The following is a 23,499-nucleotide window of genomic DNA, read 5'->3' on the forward strand; positions in this document are numbered from 1 at the left end:
GAGAGGGTGATATGGCATGAAAAAAGTTTTGTTTACGGCTACTATTGATAGTCATATATTGAATTTTCATATACCCTATCTTAAATGGTTTAAAGAACAAGGATATGAAGTACATGTTGCAAGCAATGGGGAGGAAAAAATTCCCTTTGTGGATGTGAAGCATAATATTCTATTTGAGAGGTCCCCATATAGTATTAAAAATATAAATGCATATATAACTTTAAAAAAAGTAATAGAGCAGAATGATTTTAACATCATCCATTGCAATACACCTATTGGTGGAGTATTAACCAGATTAGCAGCAAGAAAGGTGAGATCAATGGGTACAAAAGTTATTTATACTGCTCATGGATTTCATTTTTATAAGGGAGCTTCATTAATAAATTGGACAGTTTATTATCTTATTGAAAAATGGTTAGCTAAATATACAGACTGTTTGATTACAATAAACGAAGAGGACTATATAAGGTGTACAAATAATAAATTTAAAGCTAAGTCTATAAAGATTGTAAATGGTATTGGTATTGATTTAAACAAATTTCAAAATCAAACTCTTGTAAAGAAAACTGAATTAAGAAAAAAGTATGGATACAGAGAGGACGACTTTATTTTAATATATGTAGCTGAACTTAGCTATAGAAAACACCAAGATTTAATTATAGATGCTGTTAACTTATTAAGTAGAAAAATTCCTAATATAAAACTTTTAATCGTGGGTTCAGGAAAATTGTCGCAACAATATGTAAAACAGGTTAATAAACTTAATTTACAGGAGAATGTTCATTTTTTAGGATATAGAAAAGATATTGAATGTCTTATGAATATGTCTGATATTGCTGTATCATCCTCTAGGCAAGAAGGCTTACCTGTTAATGTTATGGAAGCAATGGCAACGGGATTACCAATTGTGGTTACAGATGTTAGGGGTAACCGTGACTTAGTTCATAATGGTGAAAATGGATATGTTGTTGATATAGAAGATGTAGAAATGTTTAGTAGTTCACTTGAAAGTCTTTATAGATCAGAAGATTTAAGAAAAGAATTTGGGGAAAAAAGTCTTGAACTTATTAAAATCTACTCGCTTGAAAATGTTATGAAAGAAATGAAGAAAAATTATGAGGAGTGTATGAATTGAAGATATGTGAAGATAAAAAAGGCATAATTTTTATTAGATCTACTTCAATAATATCAGATTCAAGAGTGATAAAGGAAGCTGATACAGCGCTAAAGGGTGGCTTTAGAGTATTTATTTTAGGGTGGAATAGAGAGCAAAAACTAAGGATTACTTCAAATTTGCAATTAAATAACGGAATAGCTGAACTTAAGGTGTTTAATGTAAAATGCGGGTATGGAAATGGTTTAAAAAGTTTACCTAAATTAATACTCTTTCAATTCTGGATATTGTTTCAACTTTTAGTTGTAAAAAATCAGTATTCGATAATACATTCATGTGATTTGGATACTGTCATTCCTTGTTTTTGGATAAAAAAAATATTTAATTTGAAACTAGTTTATGATATTTTTGACTACTATATTCATTCGCACCATATTCCAGTAAAAATGAAAAATTTTGTTGAACGTATAGATGTAAGAATAATAAATTCAGCAGATGCTGTGATTATATGTAATGAAGGGCGTTATAAACAAATAGAAAAGTCTACCCCTAAAAGAGTCGAAGTGATTCATAATTCACCTAATCTAGATTTTATAGAGAATACCTGTAAAATATGTAAAAGTCCAAATGAAAAGTTCAAAATAGTATATGTTGGAATACTTCAAAGTAACAGGTTGTTAATCGAAATAGCTGAGTTAATAACAAATTACAATAACATTGAATTACACATAGGTGGATTTGGTTGTTTTGAAAACTATTTTGAAGCATTATCTGTAAAATCAGATAATATATACTATTATGGACAGTTAAATTATAGGGATGTATTGCAGTTGGAATCTGAATGTGATGTTTTATTTGCAACATATGACCCAAAAGTTATAAATCATAAATTTTCAGCACCAAATAAGATATATGAAGCAATGGCTTTAAATAAGCCCATAGTTGTATGTAATAATACTGGCGTTGATGAATTAATAAATATATATAATATGGGACTAGCTATTGACTATAAAGCTGAGGAGTTTATTCATGCAATGTTATTTATGAAAGAAAATGAAAGTATGAGAATGAAGATGGGACAAAATGGTAGAAAAGCTTATGACGAAAAGTTTTCGTGGAATATAATGGAGAAAAAAATATTGACATTGTATTCAAATTTATTGAGCGATATTTAATATTTGAAATAAAATTTTAAAAGAATAAGTAGGTGAGATATATTAAAATATTAGTTACGGGTATAAATTTAAATACTGGGGGTATACAGACTGCTTTGATAAATACATTAAAGGAATTGACTAAAAGTAGAAAAGATTTGGCGATTGATTTGTTTTTATTTTCACATGAAGGAGAATTAATGTCTCAAATACCTCAAAAAGTAAAAGTCATAAAAGGTAATTATTGTTTGAACCTTATAGGGAATTCATTTACTAACGTAGTTAATACAAAAAATATAGTGAAAATTTTTGTTAGAATATTTATGATGATATTAGTCAGGTTTATTGGGAGTGAAAGGTTTTATGATTTAATATTTTTGATGGGAAAAAAGTTTGATAGATATGATATTGCAATATCATATTTTAATGATGTTTCTCCAAATTTATATTTTAATAGAGGATGTAATCAATTTGTAGCTAATTTTATAGATGCTAACCAAAAGATAGCATGGATTCATACAGATCCTGATAATGCTAAATTAAATAAAGAAGTTTGTTTGAAAACATATTTTAAATTTGATCATATCGTAGTAGTATCCAAAGCATGCAAGTCGAAACTTGATAAAATTGTACCCGAATTCAAAGACAAGATTTCTGTTGTATATAACTTATTTCCAATTAAAGAAATATTGAAAAAATCAAGAGTATACGGTGTAGGTTACAGTAAAGGTAAAATAAATATTGTAACAGTTGCTAGAATTGATAACAGTACAAAGCGAATAGATAGAATAATAGAGGTTTGTTCTTTATTCAAAACGAATAACATATCAAACTATAAATGGTATATAGTTGGTGACGGTCCAGATTTAAATATAAACATTACTTTAGCAAAAGAGAAAGGATTGATTGAATTCATAGAATTTATAGGAAATAAAAAGAACCCATATCCATATATAGCTAATGCAGATTTGTTTGTATTAACTTCAGATTATGAGGGATATCCAATGGTAGTAGGGGAGTCATTGATATTAAAAACACCAGTTATTACTACAAATTACATTGCCGCACAAGAGCAAATCAAAAATAACTATAATGGATTAATTGTAGAGATGAGTGTTGATGAATTATATAGTGCAATGTATAGTTTAATAACTGATTATAACAAAATAAATAAATTAAAAAATAATTTAACTTATTCTAAATTTTCTAACGAGGTAGCTTTGTTTCAAATAAATAGTCTTCTAAAAGAAGTTAATAATGAATAATAAAATAATATTCCCATATAAAACATTTTTTGTAATTTTACTTGCTACTGCATTAATTGTACTATATATGGTGACAAGCAACAAGTTAATAGTATTTTTAAGCTTTTTTATAATAGTAGTAGCTATTATATGTGATAAAATCCAGAATAAAATTTGTTACTTGTTATTTTTCGTTTCATGGATATATGTATTCAAATATGATTTAACAAAGCAATCATTATATTCATTTTTAGTAGTTGCTTTTATTATAATTTGTTTATTTTCTAAAAAATTCACTATTGATTTAGATCTTGCAATTTCGTTTATCTTTTTTTCTATTTACGTATTTATAATAGGGGTTATATCAACTGATTTTGAATTAATGGCGAATTTGAATTTCGTTTGTAACAATTGTATCGTTCTTATTTTTGCTGGTTTGAGCAAAAACATACCTAAAGGTAATTATAGAAATTATTTCATCTTTTATGCCATTGGTGTAGCTTCAGCGGCTTTAGTTGGATATACCGGTCAGAATTTTATGCAAATCAATAATTATTTAATGAATATGCGTTTTGTTAATACTGTGATTGTAGACGGAAGTCTTATTATGAGAACTTCTGGACTTGATATTGATCCAAATTACTATGCTGTACAGATACTTATGGCTATAAGCGTTTTATTGGTAACTAAATATAAGAGAAAAACAAAAACACTGGAAAAGTTTTTGCTTGTTATTTTGGTTATGTTTGGTTTTTTATCTTTATCTAAAATGTACTTGATTTCGATTATATTTATCATTATATTCTATTTGGTAATATATTTTAAAGAGGGCATTTTTAAGGGAATTAAATATATTGGGATTTTATTCATTTCTACAGGTGTAGCTTTGATGATAAATTACAATTATTTTTATAATATATATTTAATGAGATTTGCTGGTGGGAATATTGATTTTTCAACTGTTACAACAGGTAGGTCTTTTATTTGGAAGAATTATATTAATGAAATATTTTTTAATATTAAAACCTTATTTTTGGGGCAAGGAATATCTAGTTTCTTAAATTCAATCGGCGCACATAATATTTATTTGAGCACATGGTATAAAATTGGATTTTTGGGGATTTGCTTATATATAATATATATTTTTACATGCAGCAAAATTATAGGAAACAAAACGGGAGAGAAAAATAAAATAAAGCTTATAGATATACGTTTGTTGCCAATATATATGATTTTATTTGCTAATTTTGCATTGGATGCATCTGTATTTTCTTATTTTCCTATACACATTTTGTTAGCAATTTTAGCTATAAATTATCCATATAGAACTAAAATTTAGATTGTAGAAGGAGTAGGTCAGTAGATGAAAAAGTTCATAGCATTTATATTTCATAATTATTTTGCAACATATTTACCTAGCTCTGATTCAAAAATCATGGGTCATATCAGTAAGAAAATTAGAGGCTTTTTATTCAAAATGTATACACAAAGTGATGGGAATAATATAAATATTCAAAGGAAAACAATATATTCATCAAAAGTTAATATTGGTAGTAATTCGGGAATAGGCATTGGATGTATTATAACGGGTCCAACAATAATAGGGAACAATGTAATGATGGGTCCAGATGTTTTAATATATACGACAAATCATGAGACAAGCGATGTAAATATACCTATGTGTGAGCAGGGATTTAAAACTGCAAAGGTGGTTAAAATCGGGAATGATGTGTGGATTGGTGCGAGAGTTATTATATTACCAGGTGTGACAATAGGGGACGGCGTTATAATTGGTAGTGGCACGGTTGTAACTAAGGATGTATCACCTTATGTTGTTTTCGCTGGAAACCCTGGAAGGGTTGTAAAGAATAGAAAACAATTAAGGAGCTAAATCCAATTTTCCATCAAAAGCAAAACTAAGATATATATATATATAAATTATAAATGAGGGAAAATAATGAAAGCTAAACGAAGTTTTTATAATATAATATTCGGATTTATAAGCCAGGTAGTTGCAATTACTTTTGGCATAGTTATACCCAGACTTTTTATAGTAAAATTCGGATCTGAAGTAAATGGATTTATGGCTTCAATGGCACAAATACTTGTTTATATGAGCATTTTAGAAGCGGGTGTGGGGACAGCTACTATTCAGTCACTTTACAAACCTATAGGTGAAGAGGACAAATATAGCATAAATAGCATACTGTCAGCAACTTCAAAATATTATAAGAAAACAGGAAAAGTTTATTTATTAGCTGTTATAGCTCTGTCAATATTATATCCTTTATGTATAAAATCAAAAATTGGTAACTTAACTGTATTTCTAGTAATATTATTGACTGGTATGGTCGGTGTTGTAAATTACTTTTTTCAATCTAAATTTAAACTACTTTTAACAGCGGAAGGAAAAGGATATATTATATCAAACATTGGTATTATTGTAACCATATTCACTAATATAATTAAAATATCGTTATTAATACTAGGTTATAACCTAATATTAATTCAACTATCATATTTTATAATAAATCTTTTACAAATGTTTATGATTTGGATTTATATAAAGAAAGGGTATAAGTGGATTGATTTAAACGTAAAACCAAACTATTCTGCTTTATCACAAAAAAACTCAGTACTAATACATCAGATATCATATATGATATTTAATAATACTGATGTATTTATACTAACTATTTTTTGTGGATTGAAAATAGTTAGTATTTATGTAATGTATAATTTAATATTTCAGATGATAAATAGTTTGGTTTCAAATATAAACTCGGGTGTTGTATTTATACTTGGCTCAACTTACTATGAAGATAAAACAAAATTTTTAAATTTGTATGATTCATATGAATTATATTATATGGCAATAGTATTTGCTTTATATTCTATAACGTATATACTAATAATACCATTTATGAGGCTTTATACAGTCGGAATGACAGATGTAAATTATATTGATCCTTTACTCCCTGTTCTCTTTGTCGCATTAAATTTGATGTCTTTTGCAAGAACATCTGGTGTTAATGCAATAAATATTGCAGGTCATTTTAAAAAGACACAATATAGGGCAATTATTGAGGCAATAATTAATATTGTGATATCACTCATATGCGTAAATAAATTTGGAATTTATGGTGTTTTGATAGGAACTATCGCTGCGCTACTATACAGAACAAATGATATAATCATTTATGCAAATAAATATATTCTTAATAGAGGTTCATTAGTTACATATAAAAGATGGGCTGTGGATACAATTTTATTTCTAAGTATAGTCATTACAGCTAATAAAGTTAATATACAAACTAATTCATATATTAACTTTGTAAAAACTGCGGTTATTTTATTAATTATTATAGTTCCTTTATTTTTTATAGTTGCATCTATTTTTGATATTAAATCTTATAAATATACTTTTAAATATGTAAAAAAGTACTCCAATTTGCTGATTGTTAAATTAAAATGGTAATAGTAAATATCTCCATGGTTAACGCAAAAGGTTAAATAAATTAAAAGCTACTGAGATTATATATTAGGTAGTATTTTTGTTGTTAAAATATAGTTTATTCTATATTTATATAATGAACATAATAGTGTTTAGGTAAATAGCGCACAAACTAAATAAAGTGGACATATAACATAATAAGCGGAGTAATATAGAAAAAATATTTTATTATGATACACTTCTTTTTTTAAGTTTTATATAATATTAAAGTAGGTGAAAACATGAAGAAAATGAGACTATGGATAAAGCTCGTTTTGAGTGTGATTATTATTATTTTACTAGTTTTTGGAGCAACCTTTGGTTATACTTTTTATCAACTTAGCAAAATAAAGACTACAAAAATATCAAAAACGTATGAGGATTTAGGAATTAAACCTGAAGTAACTCTAAAAAAAGAATTGTCACTTAAAAAGGAAATTCCTCTAATAAGAGAAGAACCCTTAAATAAAGAAGATAGTAACAAAATAATAAATATTGCTTTCTTCGGCTTAGATAGAAGAGAGGTAAATCAACAAAGTCGTTCAGATTCTATAATGATACTTTCGATAGATGAAAAGCACAAGAAAATAAAAATCGTTTCTATTATGAGAGACACCTATGTAGAAATAAAAAATTATGGTAAAACAAAGATTAACCATGCATATTCTTATGGTGGACCACAGCTTGCCATAAGAACTCTAAATGAAAATTTTAATTTGGATATAAGAGATTATGTGACGGTTGATTTTTCTAATTTTGAAAAGCTAATCAATGCTATTGGTGGAGTAACTATAGATGTTAAACAAGATGAAATTAGTTTAATACCTCAAATTACGAAACCTGGACCACAGATTTTAAATGGGCTTCAGGCTGTTGCATATTCACGAATACGTCATACTGTTGGAGATGATTTTCGCAGAACAGAAAGACAAAGAACGGTACTATCAGTTATGCTCACAAAGATTCAGTCATTAGGGGTAATGAAATTTCCATCTGTTGTTTCTAAGCTTTTACCTTTTACCGAAACAAGCATGAATAATATGGATATAATAAAGCTTGGTACAAATGTGTTTACGTCAAATATAAAAACGTTGGATCAAAAGAGATTTCCAGTGGATGGTTATTGGACGGCGAAAATGCTAGGTGGTGTGTGGTATTTGGTTGCTAATATGAAGGCCACTGTAGTCCAACTTCATAAATTTATTTACGATGACTAATCCTATGAAGTATGATCCTTGAGTTTAAAATATAGTTCTTAAATAAGGGTGCGATATGTATTCCGAAGTGGAATACAAAGCGTACCCTTATTACTACCATAAAGTACAGATAGTAACATTAAGGTTTATAAGGAATATACTATTTAATATCATTAAAAAATGTTGGAATAGTAAAAAAAAATTATAATTAATATATTTTTAATGATAATTTTTGTGTACTTATTAGTGAAAATAAATGCAAGGCAAAGTGAAAATGTAAATAATACTTATGGGAGAGTAATATGGAGTTAAAAGAGCTATTTGATATACTAAAAAAAAGGCTGATTTTAATAATTCTAATAACTTTAGTTGCAACTTCAACCGTTGGTCTTTTAAGCTATTTTGTAATTAAGCCGAAGTATAAGGCTGATATTTCTGTGATAATTGGTAAAACACAATCAGAGGTAAGTAATTCGACATCAAATTACTATGATGTCATGCTATATCAAACAATGGTTAAAACTTATAGTAAATTAACCATTTCTAGGGCGGTTGCACAGGATGTAATAAAAAAATTAGATCTACAGTCAATGAATGTACAATCATTAAAGTTGGAATCGATGAAGCTATCTGATTTGCTAGATATGGTAACTGTTACACCGGATCAAGACACTCAGTTTTTAACAATTACTGTTTTATCAAATCAGCCAAAACTAGCAATGAATATTGCAAATCAATTTGCTCTATCACTAAAGGAGATTAGTATAAAGATTAATAAGGTTGATATTGTTATGGTTATAGATATGGCTGATTTACCTACAGTTCAATATAGTCCAAAACCACTTGTCAATATAGGTATAACAATTTTTTTAGGTGTTTTATTATCTGTTGGGATAGCATTTTTATTAGAGTATTTGGATAATACAATTAAAACAAAAGAAGATGTCGAAATAATAGTTGGACTTCCTGTTATAGGAATGATTTCTTTAGTTAAAATAAAGCATAAGGAGGAGGTATTGTATTGAACAAAAGTAAAACATTAAAGAAATTAAAAAATCAAGTAGCAGAGCAATTTAGAAGTCTTAGGACAAATATAGTTTTTTCTTTTTTAGGTGATGAGATTAAGAGCATTGTTGTTACTTCAAGTCTTTCTGGTGAGGGGAAAAGTACTATTGTTTCTAATCTAGCAGTTACATTAGCTAGCAGTGGAAAACGAGTGGTTATAGTTGATTGTGATCTTAGGAAGCCAACTATTCATAAAAAGTTTTTATTAAGTAATTCTAAAGGGTTAACAAATATATTAATTAAAGATGGAAAAATTGAAGATATTCTTATTGCCTCTAATGTTCCTAATCTATTTGTTTTACCAAGCGGACCCATTCCACCAAATCCATCAGAGCTTTTAGGTAGTAAAAACATGAAAGAAATTTTAGATGAACTTACTAATGGTTTTGACATAGTGTTAATAGATTCTCCTCCTGTTTTATATGTATCAGATGCTCAAATTTTATCAGTGTTATCACAGGGTATAATAATTGTTACATCTTATGGCAAATCAGATAAAAATGCATTAGCAAACGCAAAAGAGAAAATTGAAAAAGTTGGAGGAAAGATTTTAGGTGTTGTAATAAATGGAATACCTGATATATATAATGGTAGAAATTACGATTATTACAACGACTAAATTAAAGGGTGACTCATGCGAGTCATCCACAGTTCTTCAAAACTATAATTGAAAAGCGTCTACGATATGATTAACTAAAAAATTATCATTTTCGTTATTAAGTATAATTTCCATAACATCAAACCTAAAATTAGAGTCGAAAATATATTTCCATGAAATGTATACTTGAGCTGTTTTATAAATTTTTCTCTGTTTTGAATAAGTAACTGCCTCAGCGGGCAATCCAAAATTTATTCCATATCTAGTTTTCACTTCTATAAAGCAAACATAACCTTTATGCATTGCTATAAGATCAATCTCACCACACTTGCAACTAAAATTTTTTTCTAGAATTGTATATCCTAAATCTTTCAAATAATTCTCAGATATATTCTCACCGAGTGCACCAATACTTTTATTGAATGCCTTCATCTAAAACATCCTCCTTTAACCGACTCCTAATTTTGAAATTGGAACTTTTGAGTAAAACATGCTATTTTATTATGCTATTTAAGGATAGTATATCCAATTTATGAAGAAAATATTTAATTCACTTTAGTTATTAAAACTTTATGTATGAGAAATCTTTCTAGATTTATTTAATCAAAAGGATAATTATTTCTTTGAAGGGTAAAATATAATTAGATTAAAAATATTGGTTAATGGAGGTGTTTTTAATAAATGAAGGACGAATGCAAGGCAACATTTCAAATAAAAAAAGAGGAGCTTGATATAGCAAAAGAATGGATGCAAACATCGGAAGTAAACATTTGTAGGCAAACTATCACGGAGGATAGGAGTTTTATTGTGCCAGTTAAACGAGAAGAACTCGTAATAACGAAAAAAAATCTTGCCTCAGCTACCACAGAACATGACGATATGCCCCCAGAAATTATTCGTATAATACTTAATGAAGAACACGTCGAATTCAATAAACATACAGTTAAGTTAGAGGATGTATCCATTTATAAACAACAGCTACAAGATATAAAACACATTGAAGAGATATTGAAGAGGGAGGTGCCTATAGTCAAGATTTCTAATGCCCTAGATTATAGGCATAATTAAAATTAAGCTAGTAAGGTGTAGCACAGGACATGATATTATGCCTGTGCTATTGTTTTTTTATTTTTAAGGACTCTAATATAATTAAATAAAAAAATAAATTTACTTGTAGTTATTTTGTTGATAATTATGTCAATAATTATGAAATAAGAAATAATAAAGGTAAAGGTGATAATATGGCAATACAAATCATGTCTGCTGCATTTACAGGAATTAAAGGAGTTATAGTTACTGTTGAAGTTGATATAACACGTGGATTACCTGCTTTGAACATTGTTGGCCTTGCAGATATTTCAGTTAAAGAGTCAAAAGAAAGAGTGAGATCTGCAATACTAAACTCGGGCTTTGATTTTCCAGTAAATAGGGTAACTATAAATCTAGCACCGGCAGATTTAAAAAAAGAAGGATCTTTATTTGATTTACCCATAGCAATAGGTATTTTACTAGTAACTAAACAAATAAATGTAAATGATATTGATGATTATCTTTTTATAGGAGAACTTTCTTTATCGGGAAGGCTAAAAAAAGTGAGGGGTTCGTTACCCGTTGTTATGGAAGGCATGGAAAACAGTATTGAAAAGTTTATTGTTCCTACTAATAATGCTAGAGAATGTAGCCTTGTTAAAGCTGCAAAAATATTTCCACTAGATAATTTAAAGCAAGTAGTAGAGTTTTTAAACTATAAGGATTTAATGCCTTATGAGAATATAAATGATGAGGAGATATTAGTTAATGAGAAGTTAGATTATGAAGATGTATTGGGACAGGAGAGTTCAAAACGAGCTATTGAAGTAGCAGCAGCCGGCGGCCATAATGTTCTAATGTATGGACCGCCAGGTTCTGGAAAATCAATGATGGCTAAGAGAATACCAACTATACTACCTTCACTAAGCCCTGCGGAGTCACTCGAGGTTACTAAAATTTATAGTGTTTCTGGAAAACTTGGTGATAGTGAAGGAATTGTTTTGCAAAGGCCTTTCAGAAGTCCACACCATACTATTTCAAGAATTGCTTTGGTTGGAGGTGGGAATAAAATAATACCTGGTGAAATCTCGTTGGCTCATAGAGGGGTATTGTTTTTAGATGAAATATTAGAATTTAAAAAAAATGTGTTAGAGATACTAAGGCAACCTCTAGAGGAGAGGAAAATTAGTATTTCAAGAATTAATGGAACAATAGAATACCCGTCAAATTTTATGTTCGTAAGTGCCTTAAATCCTTGTCCTTGTGGTTATTACGGATCTTATGAGAAGCAATGTACTTGTAGTGAGTATGAGAGACGGAGATATTTGAGTAAACTCAGTGGGCCATTACTTGACAGAATCGACGTTTTTACGGCAGTTAACTTTATTCCTTATGACAAAATAGTTAGTGAAAATAGTAGTGAAAAATCTGATGTTATTAAAAAAAGAGTAGAGCAAGCTAGAGCTATCCAAGGAAAAAGATTTAGAATGGATGAGATTCATTGCAATGCTGAGATGAGTCAAAAGCAAATCAAAAAGTACTGCCATTTAGATAAAAAGGCTAGTAAAATCATGGAGCTTATGTATAATAAATTTACATTAAGTACAAGAGCTTATTCTAGAATTCTTAAGGTAGCAAGAACTATTGCAGATTTAGACTCCAGCGAAAATATTTTAGATAAACATATTATTGAAGCAATGCAATATAGAAGATTTATAGATGAAAGGATAGTTTAAATATATAAATAAAAGAATACAAAGGAATGAGGTTAGTAAAAAGAATGAATGACTACGATATATGGTTCTCTTTAGTTAAATTATCACCTAAAAATAAATTAAAATTAATAAAAGATTTCCATTATACTGAGCAAATATGGTATTATGGTGTACATAATAAAAAAACTGAATATTTTAATAATAATTTAATAAACGTCTTAACTAGTGCCTGGAATGAAAATGAAATTGCTAATGTACAAAAACATTTAGATGATAATAACATAAAATCAATATGTTATTATGAAGATAATTATCCTAAAAAATTAAAAAATTACGATGATGCGCCATATGTTTTATTTTATAAAGGTAACATATTGCCATTAAATGAGGGGTATAATATTTCGATAGTAGGATCAAGGAAATATTCAAATTATGGTAAAGACGTTACTAAAATTATTTGCTCAGATTTATGTGCTAATAATTTTAATATTATTAGTGGAATGGCTAAGGGTATTGATACGTTTGCACATGTGAGTTGTTTGGACAATGGGGGGTATACGTGTGCAGTATTAGGTTCAGGGCTAGATATAGTATATCCTAAAGAAAATATTAAAATTTTCAATAAAATAATTGAAAAGGGATGCGTTATATCAGAATTTTTACCGGGAACACAACCATATGCATACAACTTTCCTCAAAGGAACAGAATAATAAGTGCTCTGAGTGATATTATTATTGTAATAGAGGCTGGAGAAAAAAGTGGATCATTAATTACTGCAAATCTAGCGCTTGATCAAGGCAAGGATGTTATGGCAGTTCCAGGATCCATATTTTCATTTGAAAGTAAAGGAACAAATAAATTAATAAAAGATGGAGCATACCCTCTGACTTGTACAAATGATATATTTAATTTAATTGGAATAGAAATGAAAGATGGAAAAGAAACCACTGTAAGCTCCTTTACTAGCAAGCTTAGCAAAGAAATTTATAATATTATAAATGATAGTCCACTACATATTAATGACATTATTAGAATAACTAAAGTTGACATAAAACAATTATATGAGGTATTATTTGAAATGCAGATTAAAAATGAAATATTATGTCTATCAGGAAACTATTATGTAAAAGTAAATGACAAAATATAAGTAAATAGATTATAACTATAAATGACATGATATAAGTAGATGTATATTTACTTATATTAGAATACATTGATGGAGGGGATAAGATGGGACAAAAACTTGTTATAGTTGAGTCACCTGCAAAAGCCAAAACTATAAAAAAATATTTAGGAAGTAATTATATAGTAGAAGCTTCCATGGGACATGTTAGAGATTTACCAAAAAGCCAATTGGGTGTTGACATAGAAAATAATTACGAACCCAAATATATAACTATTCGTGGTAAAGGGGAACTCTTAGATAAACTAAGAAAAGCAGCTAAGAAAAGCGAAAAAATTTATCTGGCGACAGATCCTGATAGGGAAGGCGAGGCAATAGCCTGGCATTTAGCAAAAGCCCTTAAAATTGATGAGAAAGATAAGTGCAGGATAGAATTTAATGAGATAACTAAAACAGCTGTTAAAAATGCAATAAAATCTCCAAGAGCAATAAATGAAACTCTTGTAGATGCACAACAGGCAAGACGTATACTCGATAGATTGGTTGGATATGAAATTAGTCCTATACTTTGGAGAAAAGTTAAATGGGGACTTAGTGCAGGAAGGGTTCAATCTGTTACTCTTAAAATAATCTGTGATAGGCAAAAGGAAATAGAAAAATTTATAACTAAAGAGTATTGGACTATAGAATGTGAATTAGGCAAAAAAGGAGAACCTCAGAAGTTAATTGTAAAATTGACCTCAAAAGGAAAAGATAAAGTAGAAATAAATTCTAAAGAAGAAAGTGACAATATTATCTCTGAACTTAATAAAAATGAGTTTGTTGTAAGTAAAACTAAAAAATCTTCAAAGAGTAAAAATCCATTACCACCATTTATAACAAGCACACTTCAGCAAGATGCATATAGAAAACTTAATTTTGCAACTAAAAGAACAATGTCTATTGCACAACAGTTGTATGAAGGAATGGAAGTAGAAGGTCATGGAACGGTAGGGTTAATTACATATATGAGAACGGATTCTACTAGAATAGCCGCGGAAGCTCAATTAAGTGCAAAAGATTTTATTGAAACTAAGTATGGTAAGCAATATTATCCGAGTACCCCTAGAGTGTTTAAAAGTAAAAAGAACATACAAGATGGTCATGAAGCTATAAGGCCGTCGTATATTGAAATAACACCTGAGATAGCAAAGAAAACACTTAAAGCTCCACAATACAAATTGTACTCCTTGATATGGAATAGATATGTGGCGAGTCAAATGGAAGCATGTATGCTTGATACTATATCTATAACCGTAAACAACGGTGAATTTATACTTAAAGCTTCTGGTTCTAAAATATCTTTTGATGGTTTTCGAAAAGTATATAATGAAGATTTAGAGGAAGAAGAAAGTACTATGAAAATTCCAGAATTAAATGATGGTGTTATTTTGCAGAGTGAAAAAATTGAAGGTAAGCAGCATTTTACTCAACCGCCTGCAAAATTTTCAGAAGCATCTCTTGTAAAAACATTAGAAGAAAATGGAATAGGCAGACCTAGTACTTATGCTCCAATTATTACAACTCTTCTTAATAGGAGATATGTAGAAAAAGATAAAAAAATATTGGAAGTAACAGAACTTGGTCATATAGTAAATAATATTATGAGTGAATATTTCAAGCAGATTGTTGATATTGAATTCACAGCGCAAATGGAGAATAATTTAGATTATATAGAAGAAGGTCAAGAAAAATGGCGAAATATTGTCAATGAATTCTTTACTCCGCTTAAAATTGATATAGAAATTGCAGAGAAAGAGATAGCCAAAATTACTATTGAAGATGAAGTTACAGATGTAGAATGTGATAAATGTGGTAAGTTTATGGTAATTAAGCACGGAAGGTTCGGGGATTTCATGGCATGCCCCGGATATCCAGAGTGCAAAAATACAAAAGCAATTACTAAAGAATTGGACCTCCCTTGTCCTAAATGTGGTGGAACCATTTTGGAAAGAAGAAGTAAAAAGGGTACTAAATTTTTCGGTTGTAGTAATTATCCTAAATGTGATTTTGTAAGTTGGCATGAACCCACTGAAATAAAATGTCCTATGTGTAATACTTATATGGTAAAAAGATATAGTAAAACTAAAAACGATTATATGGAATGTTCAAATACAGAATGTAAACATAAGGAATACAAAGAAGAAGAAAATGCTGAAGAAAATACTGCTGATAAGTAAAAAATATATGAAAATTTTAACTGTTTTTTAGAATTGACTAAATATAATGTCGAAATTTACTACAACACTGTTGATATAGCATTAACAGTGTGATACTATTAAATATGGAAGAATGATTCTAAAAATTTCAAATATTTTGAATTATTACTATTTAAAAGTATGATAATATATTAATTGGCTTGGATAATATGAGCTATTTATAATATAAATGAGGAGGAAATATTGTGTCACTATTAGAGAAAACAAGAATGCTAAATAAAATTTTACAGAAATCAGGAACAGAACCAGTAGTTTTTGATGATATTTGTAATTTACTCAGCGACGTATTGCTATGTAATGTATACATAGTTAGCAGAAAAGGCAAAATATTGGGTTATAATTTATCCAGTGGATTTGAATGTGGTGTTGTAAAAGAGGAAATTTTGAAAACAATGAGATTTCCAGAAGACTACAACAATAGTTTGCTTAGTGTAAATGAAACTAAGTCTAACCTTACTAATAAAAATAATTGTGTATTCCAGGATAATAAGGAATGTGGAATAGAAAATAAAATGTCTACTATAGTGCCTATTAATGGAAATAGAGAAAGATTAGGTACTCTTCTCCTTGCAAGATTTGATAAAGAGTTTACAGAAGATGATTTAGTTTTAGTTGAATATAGTGCTACTATAGTTGGTCTTGAAATTTTGAGAGCTAAAAATGACTTGATAGAGGAAGAAGCAAGAAAGAAAGCAGTTGTACAACTTGCTATTGGAACATTATCTTATTCAGAACTTGAAGCCGTTCAACACATTTTTAATGAACTAGATGGAACAGAGGGATTACTTGTAGCATCAAGAATAGCGGATAAAGTTGGAATAACTAGATCTGTTATAGTAAATGCACTTAGAAAATTTGAAAGTGCAGGTGTAATAGAGTCTAGATCTCTTGGAATGAAAGGTACACATATTAAGATTTTAAATGAGAAACTAATGGATGAATTAAAAAAGATAAAATAATTTAAAGCAGAACATTTTGTTCTGCTTTAAATTTTTATGGATTATTTTGATATTTATATTGAAATAATTATTACTTTGTGCTATACTACACAAGTGAGAAAATACACACATTACTTAATTGTTGGAGGGTTCCAATTTTTGGGCTTCAATAAGATGATGGTAGTGGAGGTAAAAACCAAGGAGGTTATTATTAATGGCAGTTATTTCAATGAAGCAATTATTAGAGGCAGGTGTTCATTTTGGACATCAAACTAGAAGATGGAATCCTAAAATGGCTCCGTACATATTTACAGAAAGAAACGGAATATACATTATTGATTTACAGAAAACAGTTAGAAAAATCGATGAGGCATATGACTTTATTAAATCTGTATCTGAAGAGGGTAAGGATGTTCTATTCGTAGGAACAAAAAAACAAGCTCAAGAAGCTATTAAAGTTGAATCTGTAAGAGCTGGAATGCATTTTGTAAACAATAGATGGTTAGGTGGAATGCTTACAAACTTCAAAACTATCAAAACAAGAATAGCAAGATTAGAAACATTATATAAAATGGAAGAAGATGGAGTTTTTGAAGTCCTTCCTAAAAAAGAAGTTAGTAAACTTCTACATGAAAGAGAAAAACTAGAAAAGAACTTAGGCGGAATCAGAAGTATGGATGCAAACAAAATTGGAGCTATATTTGTTGTAGATCCAAGAAAAGAAAAGAATGCAATTTCTGAAGCTAAAATTCTTGGAATTCCTGTAGTTGCAATAGTTGACACAAACTGTGATCCAGATGAAGTTGATTATGTAATCCCAGGTAATGATGATGCTATAAGAGCAGTTAAACTAATAACAGAAAGATTAGCTGATGCTATTATAGAAGGAAGACAAGGCGAACAATTAGCTGAATAATAGTAACTATATATAGATAGAACAGTTTAGGGGTAGGTGGAGGTTAATTCTTTCATGTGCCCTTTAAATTAGATATGAATAGGAGGAATAATAAATGATTAGTGCAAGCATGGTTAAAGAGTTAAGAGAAAGAACTGGGGCTGGAATGATGGATTGTAAAAGAGCCTTAACTGAAACAGATGGTGATTTGGACAAAGCGGTTGAACTTTTAAGAGAAAAAGGTTTGGCAGCAGCAGCGAAAAAAGCTGGAAGAATAGCTGCAGAAGGATTAGTATTCACATATATTACAGAAGATATGAAAGTTGGATCTGTTGTAGAGGTTAATTGTGAAACTGATTTTGTTGCTGATAATGAAGAGTTTATTACTTTAACAAAGAATGTAGCAATGCAAGCAGCAGAAACTACATCAACTACTATCGATGAATTAATTTCTGAAAAATACATAGGTGATAAATCAGTTACTGTAAATGATGCTGTTTCAGCTTTGATTGCAAAACTTGGCGAGAATATGTCTGTAAGAAGATTTCAAAAGTTTTCAATTGACAATGGTATAGTTCAAAGCTACGTTCATGGTGGCGGAAGAATAGGTGTTTTAGTTGAACTTTCATGTGATAAGCAGGATGACGTTCTAACTCAAATTGCTAAAGATGTAGCAATGCAAATTGCAGCTGCTAGTCCTTTATTCTTGGACAACACATGTGTTGATACTGAAACTTTAGAAAAAGAAAAAGAAATATACAGAGTTCAAGCATTAAATGAAGGAAAACCAGAAAAAATTGTTGAGAAAATGGTAATGGGAAGAGTAAACAAATATTATAAAGAAGTTTGTTTACTTGAACAGGTATGGGTTAAGAATGCTGATTATACTATTACAAAATATCTTCAAGAAGAATCTAAAAAACTTGGTGCTGAAATAAAAATAACTAGGTTCGTAAGATTTGAAAGAGGAGAAGGCATAGAAAAGAAAGTAGAAGACTTTGCTGAGGAAGTTAGAAGACAAGTAGAAGGTAAATAATAATTAAAGGGAACACTAAGTGTTCTCTTTTTTAAAATAAGTAATGCTTTAAAATAGTAATACTTTAAAATAGTAATACATTAAATTAGTATTACTTTAAATTAGGAGGTATAATGTTTATGGACGTTGCTAAATATAAAAGAATAATGCTCAAAATATCTGGTGAAGCTTTAGCTGGTGATAAAGGGTTTGGAATAGATTTTGAAATCACTAATGTTATAGCACTTCAGATAAAAGAATTAGTTAGATTAGGTGTTGAAATAGGAATAGTTGTTGGAGCTGGAAATATATGGCGTGGTAGAAGTGGTGATGGTATGGACAGAACTACTGCGGATTATATGGGAATGATGGCAACATGTATTAATGCATTAGCGCTTCAAGATTCTTTGGAGAATATAGGCGTAAATACTAGAGTACAAACTGCAATTGAAATGAAGGCAGTAGCAGAACCATTTATAAGAAGAAGGGCAATGAGGCATTTAGAAAAAGGAAGAGTTGTTATATTTGCAGCTGGAACAGGAAATCCGTATTTTTCAACAGATACAGCAGCAGCACTTAGAGCGGCAGAAATAGAAGCTGAAGTAATTCTACTTGCTAAAAAAGTGGATGGAGTTTACGATAAAGATCCACATATATATGATGATGCCAAAAAGTTTGATAGTCTTACTTATCTTAATGTTCTTGAAAAAGGGTTACAAGTAATGGATTCTACAGCTACATCATTATGTATGGACAATAATATTCCGATATTAGTTTTTGGACTAGATAATCCTGAAAACATAAAGAAAGCAATTTTAGGAGAAAAAATTGGTACTTTAGTATCTGATTGTACTAAGGAATCAGTATAAAATGGAGGGAATTCTATGATTAAGCAAATTATTAGTCTTGCTGATGAAAAAATGAAAAAATCTATTTCAGTTTTAAAACACGAACTTGGAACTTTAAAAGCTGGTAGAGCGAATGTTTCAATGCTAGATAGACTTCGTATTGAGTCTTATGGAAGTCTTGTTCCAATAAGTCAAGTAGCAAACGTATCATCACCAGAAGCTAGGGTGCTTCTAATTCAGCCATGGGATAAAACAACTATGAAAGAAATAGAAAAAGCAATATTGAAATCTGATTTAGGATTAAATCCATCTAATGATGGATCTGCAATTAGATTGATTATTCCTGAACTTACTGAAGAAACAAGGAAAAATTTACTTAAAACTGTTAAAAAAACTGGTGAAGAAGCTAAAGTTGCGATTAGATCAATAAGGCGCGATGCAAATGATAAAATTAAGGCTTTGAAGAAGAATAGTGAAATTACAGAAGATGAAGTTAAAAAATCAGAAGATATCATTCAAAAAGAAACAGATAAATTTATTAAAGAAGTAGATCAATTAATTGACACCAAAGAAAAAGAAATAATGTCAGTTTAGTATATAATTTTAAATAGAACCTGCAATTATGCAGGTTCTATTTAAAATTATACTATAACTATAAAAAAGGAGAGAATTTTGTTGAAAAATTTATTCGCTTTTTTTAAAAAGGATAAAGATGTAAGTAATTTAGACATAGATATGTCGAAAATACCAAAACATATCGCAATTATAATGGATGGTAATGGTAGATGGGCGAAAGAACGTAATTTACCTAGAGCGCTTGGACACAAAGCCGGTGTAGAAGCAATAAGAAGAATTGTAAAAGAATGTAACAAATTAGGAGTTAAATATTTAACATTGTATGCATTTTCAACTGAAAATTGGAATAGACCTTTAAAAGAGATAGATGCTCTAATGAAATTATTAGTAGAATATTTAAAAAACGAGTTTGAAGAGTTAAATAAAAATGATGTCGTTATAAATTCTATTGGAAACATATCAAAATTACCTTTGATATGTCGAGAAGAACTTAACCATGCTTATGAAAAAACAAAAAATAATAAAGGTTTAATTTTAAATCTTGCCTTAAATTATGGTGGAAGAAATGAAATAGTTGATGCTGTAAAAGAAATTTCTTCAGATTTAGCATGTGGAAAGATATCTAAAGATAAAATAACTGAAGAATTACTTTCAAAATATATGTATACTAGCGATATGCCAGATCCAGATCTTATAATAAGGCCTAGTGGTGAGTTAAGATTAAGTAATTTCTTATTGTGGCAGAGTGCATATTCAGAACTTTGGTTTTCGGATATCAATTGGCCGGATTTTCATGAAGAACAGTTAAAACTTGCAATATCAGATTATCAAAAAAGAGATAGAAGATTTGGAAAGGTTAAATAGGTGAGAAAATCATGAATAATAGATATTTAGGTGCACTTGTTCTAGCTCCATTGGTAATATTTTTATTTTTAGGTGGTGAGTATTTAAAATATATCGTAATGGTGCTCTCACTTTTGGGTATGTATGAGTTCTATAAGGTTTCTAGAAAAAAACACTATAAGCCAATCGGCATTGTAGGTTACATTTTATGTATAATATATTACTTGAATATGGGAAATAGTTTTTTAAACAGTTTTAATTTATACATTTTAATAGCTACTATTTTTTTACTGCTATGTATTCCTGTTATAAATACAAGTTATAATATTTTAGATGTAGCACTAACTATATTTGGTTTTTTATATGTAGCGGTATTTTTTAGCTTTATAGTGTTTATAAACAATAAAACTTATGGTCAATATTTAGTATGGATTATATTTATTTGTTCATGGGTTTGCGATACATCTGCTTACTATTCTGGAAGAATTTTAGGCAAGGGCGGAAAACATAAGTTATGTCCAAAAGTTAGTCCTAATAAAACAATTGAGGGCTCAATAGGAGGCCTACTTGGAAGTACAATAGGGTGCACAATTTATGGATATATAATTTCTCAATATGGTGTTCATATTGAGTTATATCATTACGCTTTAATCGGTATTCTTTGCGGAGTTTTTGGACAATTTGGAGATTTAATTGCATCATCAATAAAAAGATTTGTTGGAGCAAAAGATTATTCTAGTCTAATACCAGGACATGGTGGGATTTTGGACAGATTTGATAGTATTTTGTTTGTATCGGTGGTTGCATTTTATTATATTACATTTATAATAGGAATATAGAATCAAATACAATCAAGTTTGAAAGTTAAAAAAAGCTTCATTTAATAATTTTAAATTAATAAATCATATATTTATATGATGCTAAAAGCAAGTAGTTGTGATTTAGTATTATGATAGTATATGGTTTTATTTATAAATAAAATACTTTTAAAAACTATTGTTTCGTACATAATATTTAAATTTGTATCGGGAGCAAATATAATGTTACAAATACTTACATTTGCTTTATTTTAGTAGATAATTATGTTATATTAAATGCTGTAGAAGAATTAATTGCTTATTTTATGTGGTGTTTTGGATATAAATTAATAGTACAGATGCTTTTGTAGTATTTATAAACTTAAATACATATATATAATAAATCATAGTTTTACAGGAATGAGGAGATTTACGTGAAGAGACTTACTATTTTAGGAGTTACTGGGTCGATAGGAACTCAAACTTTAGATGTTATTAGAAATGATATTAAAAATTTTAGTGTTGTGGGTATTTCAGCTAATACTAGTTGGGAAAAAATTATACCTATTATAGAGGAATTTAAACCGAAATATGTTGCCATGATGGATGAGTTAGCATCGTTAATGCTTAAAAAATATTGCGCTCAGAAAAAAGACACTACTGAAATCTTGCATGGGTTAGAAGGATTAAATTATATAAGCACTTTACCGGAAGTTGATATTGTAGTAACTTCTGTTGTAGGGATGATTGGACTTGTTCCAACTATGAAAGCTATTAATGCAGGAAAGGATATTGCTTTAGCTAATAAGGAAACACTAGTTGCAGCAGGTGGGATTGTAATTGATGCAGCTAAAAAAAACAATGTAAAAATTTTGCCTGTTGATTCAGAACATGGTGCTATTTTTCAATGCTTGCAAGGTAATAGGTTAGAAACAGTTAATAAAATAATATTAACTGCATCAGGTGGACCATTTAGAGGTAAAAATAGACAAGAATTGATTGAGATAAAACCAGAAGAAGCACTTAAACATCCTAAATGGAATATGGGTAAAAAAATATCGATAGATTCTTCAACACTTATGAATAAAGGACTAGAAGTTATAGAGGCACATTGGTTATTTGGAGTTGATTATGACGATATCCAAGTGGTAGTTCATCCTCAAAGTATTATACATTCTATGGTTGAGTACATAGATGGGAGTGTAATAGCTCAAATGGGCGCAGCGGATATGAAACTTCCTATTCAATATGCTCTTAACTACCCTACACGAAAAAATCCCGTTATAGATAAATTGGATTTTTATAATATGGCTAACTTAACTTTTGAAAAACCGGATATGGATACTTTCAATTGTCTCAAATTAGCATATAAAGCAGGAAGAATGGGTGGCAACATGCCTGCTATAATGAATGCAGCTAATGAAATTGCTGTTGAACTGTTTTTAGAATATAAAATTAAATATCTTCAAATAGAAGAAATCATAGAAAAATGTATGAACGAATTTGATCACAAGATTAATCCGAGTCTTGAAGGTATTTTAGAAGTTGATTTAAAGGTAAGGGGATATGTAAGAAATAATTATGATAAAAGATAGGA

The 23,499-nt window shown here is 29.1% G+C and carries 21 protein-coding genes and 1 pseudogene; 21 read left to right on the forward strand and 1 reads right to left on the reverse strand.

Annotated features, from left to right (window positions below; all coding sequences use genetic code 11):
- The first annotated feature begins 16 nt into the window (after positions 1-16).
- The 9 genes from KPL55_RS04310 to KPL55_RS04350 all read left to right on the forward strand — a co-directional run bounded on the left by KPL55_RS04310 (position 17) and on the right by KPL55_RS04350 (position 9,885).
- On the forward strand, positions 17-1,135 hold the full coding sequence (locus KPL55_RS04310) for a glycosyltransferase family 4 protein (RefSeq protein WP_216305475.1): 1,119 nt from the start codon (positions 17-19) through the stop codon (positions 1,133-1,135).
- Complete coding sequence (locus KPL55_RS04315; protein WP_216305476.1) at positions 1,132-2,289, forward strand: glycosyltransferase family 4 protein; 1,158 nt, start codon at positions 1,132-1,134, stop codon at positions 2,287-2,289. Before KPL55_RS04310 ends, KPL55_RS04315 begins: the two co-directional genes overlap by 4 nt.
- A gap of 95 nt (positions 2,290-2,384) precedes the next feature.
- Entirely contained in the window at positions 2,385-3,533 is a 1,149-nt protein-coding gene (locus KPL55_RS04320; protein WP_216305477.1) for a glycosyltransferase, read from the forward strand.
- Positions 3,526-4,851: a hypothetical protein gene (locus KPL55_RS04325; RefSeq protein ID WP_216305478.1), complete on the forward strand. Its 1,326-nt coding sequence runs from the start codon at positions 3,526-3,528 to the stop codon at positions 4,849-4,851. The genes KPL55_RS04320 and KPL55_RS04325 overlap by 8 nt, the downstream gene beginning before the upstream one ends.
- A gap of 24 nt (positions 4,852-4,875) precedes the next feature.
- Entirely contained in the window at positions 4,876-5,403 is a 528-nt protein-coding gene (locus KPL55_RS04330) for a DapH/DapD/GlmU-related protein (RefSeq protein WP_216305479.1), read from the forward strand.
- 66 nt (positions 5,404-5,469) lie between these two features.
- Entirely contained in the window at positions 5,470-6,990 is a 1,521-nt protein-coding gene (locus KPL55_RS04335) for a polysaccharide biosynthesis protein (protein ID WP_216305480.1), read from the forward strand.
- Between the two features lie 257 nt (positions 6,991-7,247).
- The gene (locus KPL55_RS04340) at positions 7,248-8,222 is read left to right on the forward strand and encodes an LCP family protein (RefSeq protein WP_216305481.1); all 975 of its coding nucleotides are present in this window, start codon (positions 7,248-7,250) and stop codon (positions 8,220-8,222) included.
- A 281-nt stretch (positions 8,223-8,503) separates the two neighbouring features.
- Positions 8,504-9,226: a YveK family protein gene (locus tag KPL55_RS04345; RefSeq protein WP_216305482.1), complete on the forward strand. Its 723-nt coding sequence runs from the start codon at positions 8,504-8,506 to the stop codon at positions 9,224-9,226.
- Positions 9,223-9,885, forward strand: coding sequence for a CpsD/CapB family tyrosine-protein kinase (locus KPL55_RS04350; RefSeq protein WP_216305483.1), 663 nt, complete (start codon positions 9,223-9,225; stop codon positions 9,883-9,885). The genes KPL55_RS04345 and KPL55_RS04350 overlap by 4 nt, the downstream gene beginning before the upstream one ends.
- A gap of 42 nt (positions 9,886-9,927) precedes the next feature.
- On the opposite strand, the gene KPL55_RS04355 is transcribed toward KPL55_RS04350, so the two are convergent.
- The gene (locus tag KPL55_RS04355) at positions 9,928-10,296 is read right to left on the reverse strand and encodes a YraN family protein (RefSeq protein ID WP_216305484.1); all 369 of its coding nucleotides are present in this window, start codon (positions 10,294-10,296) and stop codon (positions 9,928-9,930) included.
- Positions 10,297-10,545: 249 nt separating this feature from the next.
- Between KPL55_RS04355 and KPL55_RS04360 the strand changes: the two genes are divergently transcribed.
- From KPL55_RS04360 to KPL55_RS04415, 12 genes and pseudogenes are all read left to right on the forward strand, one after another.
- Positions 10,546-10,932 (forward strand): YsnF/AvaK domain-containing protein, encoded by a 387-nt coding sequence (locus KPL55_RS04360; protein WP_216305485.1) that lies wholly within the window; start codon positions 10,546-10,548, stop codon positions 10,930-10,932.
- A gap of 134 nt (positions 10,933-11,066) precedes the next feature.
- Positions 11,067-12,629 (forward strand): annotated as a pseudogene (locus KPL55_RS04365) (YifB family Mg chelatase-like AAA ATPase); the annotation flags it as partial.
- 44 nt (positions 12,630-12,673) lie between these two features.
- Positions 12,674-13,756 carry a DNA-processing protein DprA gene (gene dprA, locus KPL55_RS04370; protein ID WP_216305486.1) on the forward strand — a complete coding sequence of 361 codons (1,083 nt, stop codon included), beginning with the start codon at positions 12,674-12,676 and terminating at the stop codon, positions 13,754-13,756.
- 83 nt (positions 13,757-13,839) lie between these two features.
- A complete protein-coding gene (topA, locus tag KPL55_RS04375) occupies positions 13,840-15,951 on the forward strand; it encodes a type I DNA topoisomerase (protein WP_216305487.1) in 2,112 nt (703 codons plus the stop codon).
- Between the two features lie 221 nt (positions 15,952-16,172).
- Positions 16,173-16,949: a GTP-sensing pleiotropic transcriptional regulator CodY gene (codY, locus tag KPL55_RS04380; RefSeq protein ID WP_216305546.1), complete on the forward strand. Its 777-nt coding sequence runs from the start codon at positions 16,173-16,175 to the stop codon at positions 16,947-16,949.
- Between the two features lie 193 nt (positions 16,950-17,142).
- Entirely contained in the window at positions 17,143-17,844 is a 702-nt protein-coding gene (gene rpsB, locus KPL55_RS04385; RefSeq protein ID WP_216305488.1) for a 30S ribosomal protein S2, read from the forward strand.
- Positions 17,845-17,938: 94 nt separating this feature from the next.
- Positions 17,939-18,859: a translation elongation factor Ts gene (tsf, locus tag KPL55_RS04390; protein ID WP_216305489.1), complete on the forward strand. Its 921-nt coding sequence runs from the start codon at positions 17,939-17,941 to the stop codon at positions 18,857-18,859.
- 119 nt (positions 18,860-18,978) lie between these two features.
- Positions 18,979-19,707 carry a UMP kinase gene (gene pyrH / locus KPL55_RS04395; RefSeq protein WP_216305490.1) on the forward strand — a complete coding sequence of 243 codons (729 nt, stop codon included), beginning with the start codon at positions 18,979-18,981 and terminating at the stop codon, positions 19,705-19,707.
- A 15-nt stretch (positions 19,708-19,722) separates the two neighbouring features.
- Positions 19,723-20,280 carry a ribosome recycling factor gene (frr, locus tag KPL55_RS04400; RefSeq protein WP_216305491.1) on the forward strand — a complete coding sequence of 186 codons (558 nt, stop codon included), beginning with the start codon at positions 19,723-19,725 and terminating at the stop codon, positions 20,278-20,280.
- An 81-nt stretch (positions 20,281-20,361) separates the two neighbouring features.
- Positions 20,362-21,126: an undecaprenyl pyrophosphate synthase gene (uppS, locus tag KPL55_RS04405; protein ID WP_246599292.1), complete on the forward strand. Its 765-nt coding sequence runs from the start codon at positions 20,362-20,364 to the stop codon at positions 21,124-21,126.
- Between the two features lie 11 nt (positions 21,127-21,137).
- Positions 21,138-21,944: a phosphatidate cytidylyltransferase gene (locus tag KPL55_RS04410; protein WP_216305492.1), complete on the forward strand. Its 807-nt coding sequence runs from the start codon at positions 21,138-21,140 to the stop codon at positions 21,942-21,944.
- 392 nt (positions 21,945-22,336) lie between these two features.
- Positions 22,337-23,497, forward strand: coding sequence for a 1-deoxy-D-xylulose-5-phosphate reductoisomerase (locus KPL55_RS04415; protein ID WP_216305493.1), 1,161 nt, complete (start codon positions 22,337-22,339; stop codon positions 23,495-23,497).
- Positions 23,498-23,499 lie beyond the last annotated feature (2 nt).

It is taken from the genome of Clostridium lacusfryxellense (assembly GCF_018861735.1).
Lineage (GTDB): Bacteria > Bacillota > Clostridia > Clostridiales > Clostridiaceae > Clostridium_AD > Clostridium_AD lacusfryxellense.

What these genes read in the sequence shown, in the direction of transcription:
- KPL55_RS04310 (WP_216305475.1), top strand. Translation starts at nt 17, where the DNA reads ATGAAAAAAGTTTTGTTTACGGCTACTATTGATAGTCATATATTGAAT.
- KPL55_RS04325 (WP_216305478.1), top strand. Translation starts at nt 3,526, where the DNA reads ATGAATAATAAAATAATATTCCCATATAAAACATTTTTTGTAATTTTA.
- KPL55_RS04330 (WP_216305479.1), top strand. Translation starts at nt 4,876, where the DNA reads ATGAAAAAGTTCATAGCATTTATATTTCATAATTATTTTGCAACATAT.
- KPL55_RS04335 (WP_216305480.1), top strand. Translation starts at nt 5,470, where the DNA reads ATGAAAGCTAAACGAAGTTTTTATAATATAATATTCGGATTTATAAGC.
- KPL55_RS04340 (WP_216305481.1), top strand. Translation starts at nt 7,248, where the DNA reads ATGAAGAAAATGAGACTATGGATAAAGCTCGTTTTGAGTGTGATTATT.
- KPL55_RS04345 (WP_216305482.1), top strand. Translation starts at nt 8,504, where the DNA reads ATGGAGTTAAAAGAGCTATTTGATATACTAAAAAAAAGGCTGATTTTA.
- KPL55_RS04355 (WP_216305484.1), bottom strand. Translation starts at nt 10,296, where the DNA reads ATGAAGGCATTCAATAAAAGTATTGGTGCACTCGGTGAGAATATATCT.
- KPL55_RS04360 (WP_216305485.1), top strand. Translation starts at nt 10,546, where the DNA reads ATGAAGGACGAATGCAAGGCAACATTTCAAATAAAAAAAGAGGAGCTT.
- dprA (WP_216305486.1), top strand. Translation starts at nt 12,674, where the DNA reads ATGAATGACTACGATATATGGTTCTCTTTAGTTAAATTATCACCTAAA.
- topA (WP_216305487.1), top strand. Translation starts at nt 13,840, where the DNA reads ATGGGACAAAAACTTGTTATAGTTGAGTCACCTGCAAAAGCCAAAACT.
- rpsB (WP_216305488.1), top strand. Translation starts at nt 17,143, where the DNA reads ATGGCAGTTATTTCAATGAAGCAATTATTAGAGGCAGGTGTTCATTTT.
- tsf (WP_216305489.1), top strand. Translation starts at nt 17,939, where the DNA reads ATGATTAGTGCAAGCATGGTTAAAGAGTTAAGAGAAAGAACTGGGGCT.
- pyrH (WP_216305490.1), top strand. Translation starts at nt 18,979, where the DNA reads ATGGACGTTGCTAAATATAAAAGAATAATGCTCAAAATATCTGGTGAA.
- frr (WP_216305491.1), top strand. Translation starts at nt 19,723, where the DNA reads ATGATTAAGCAAATTATTAGTCTTGCTGATGAAAAAATGAAAAAATCT.
- KPL55_RS04410 (WP_216305492.1), top strand. Translation starts at nt 21,138, where the DNA reads ATGAATAATAGATATTTAGGTGCACTTGTTCTAGCTCCATTGGTAATA.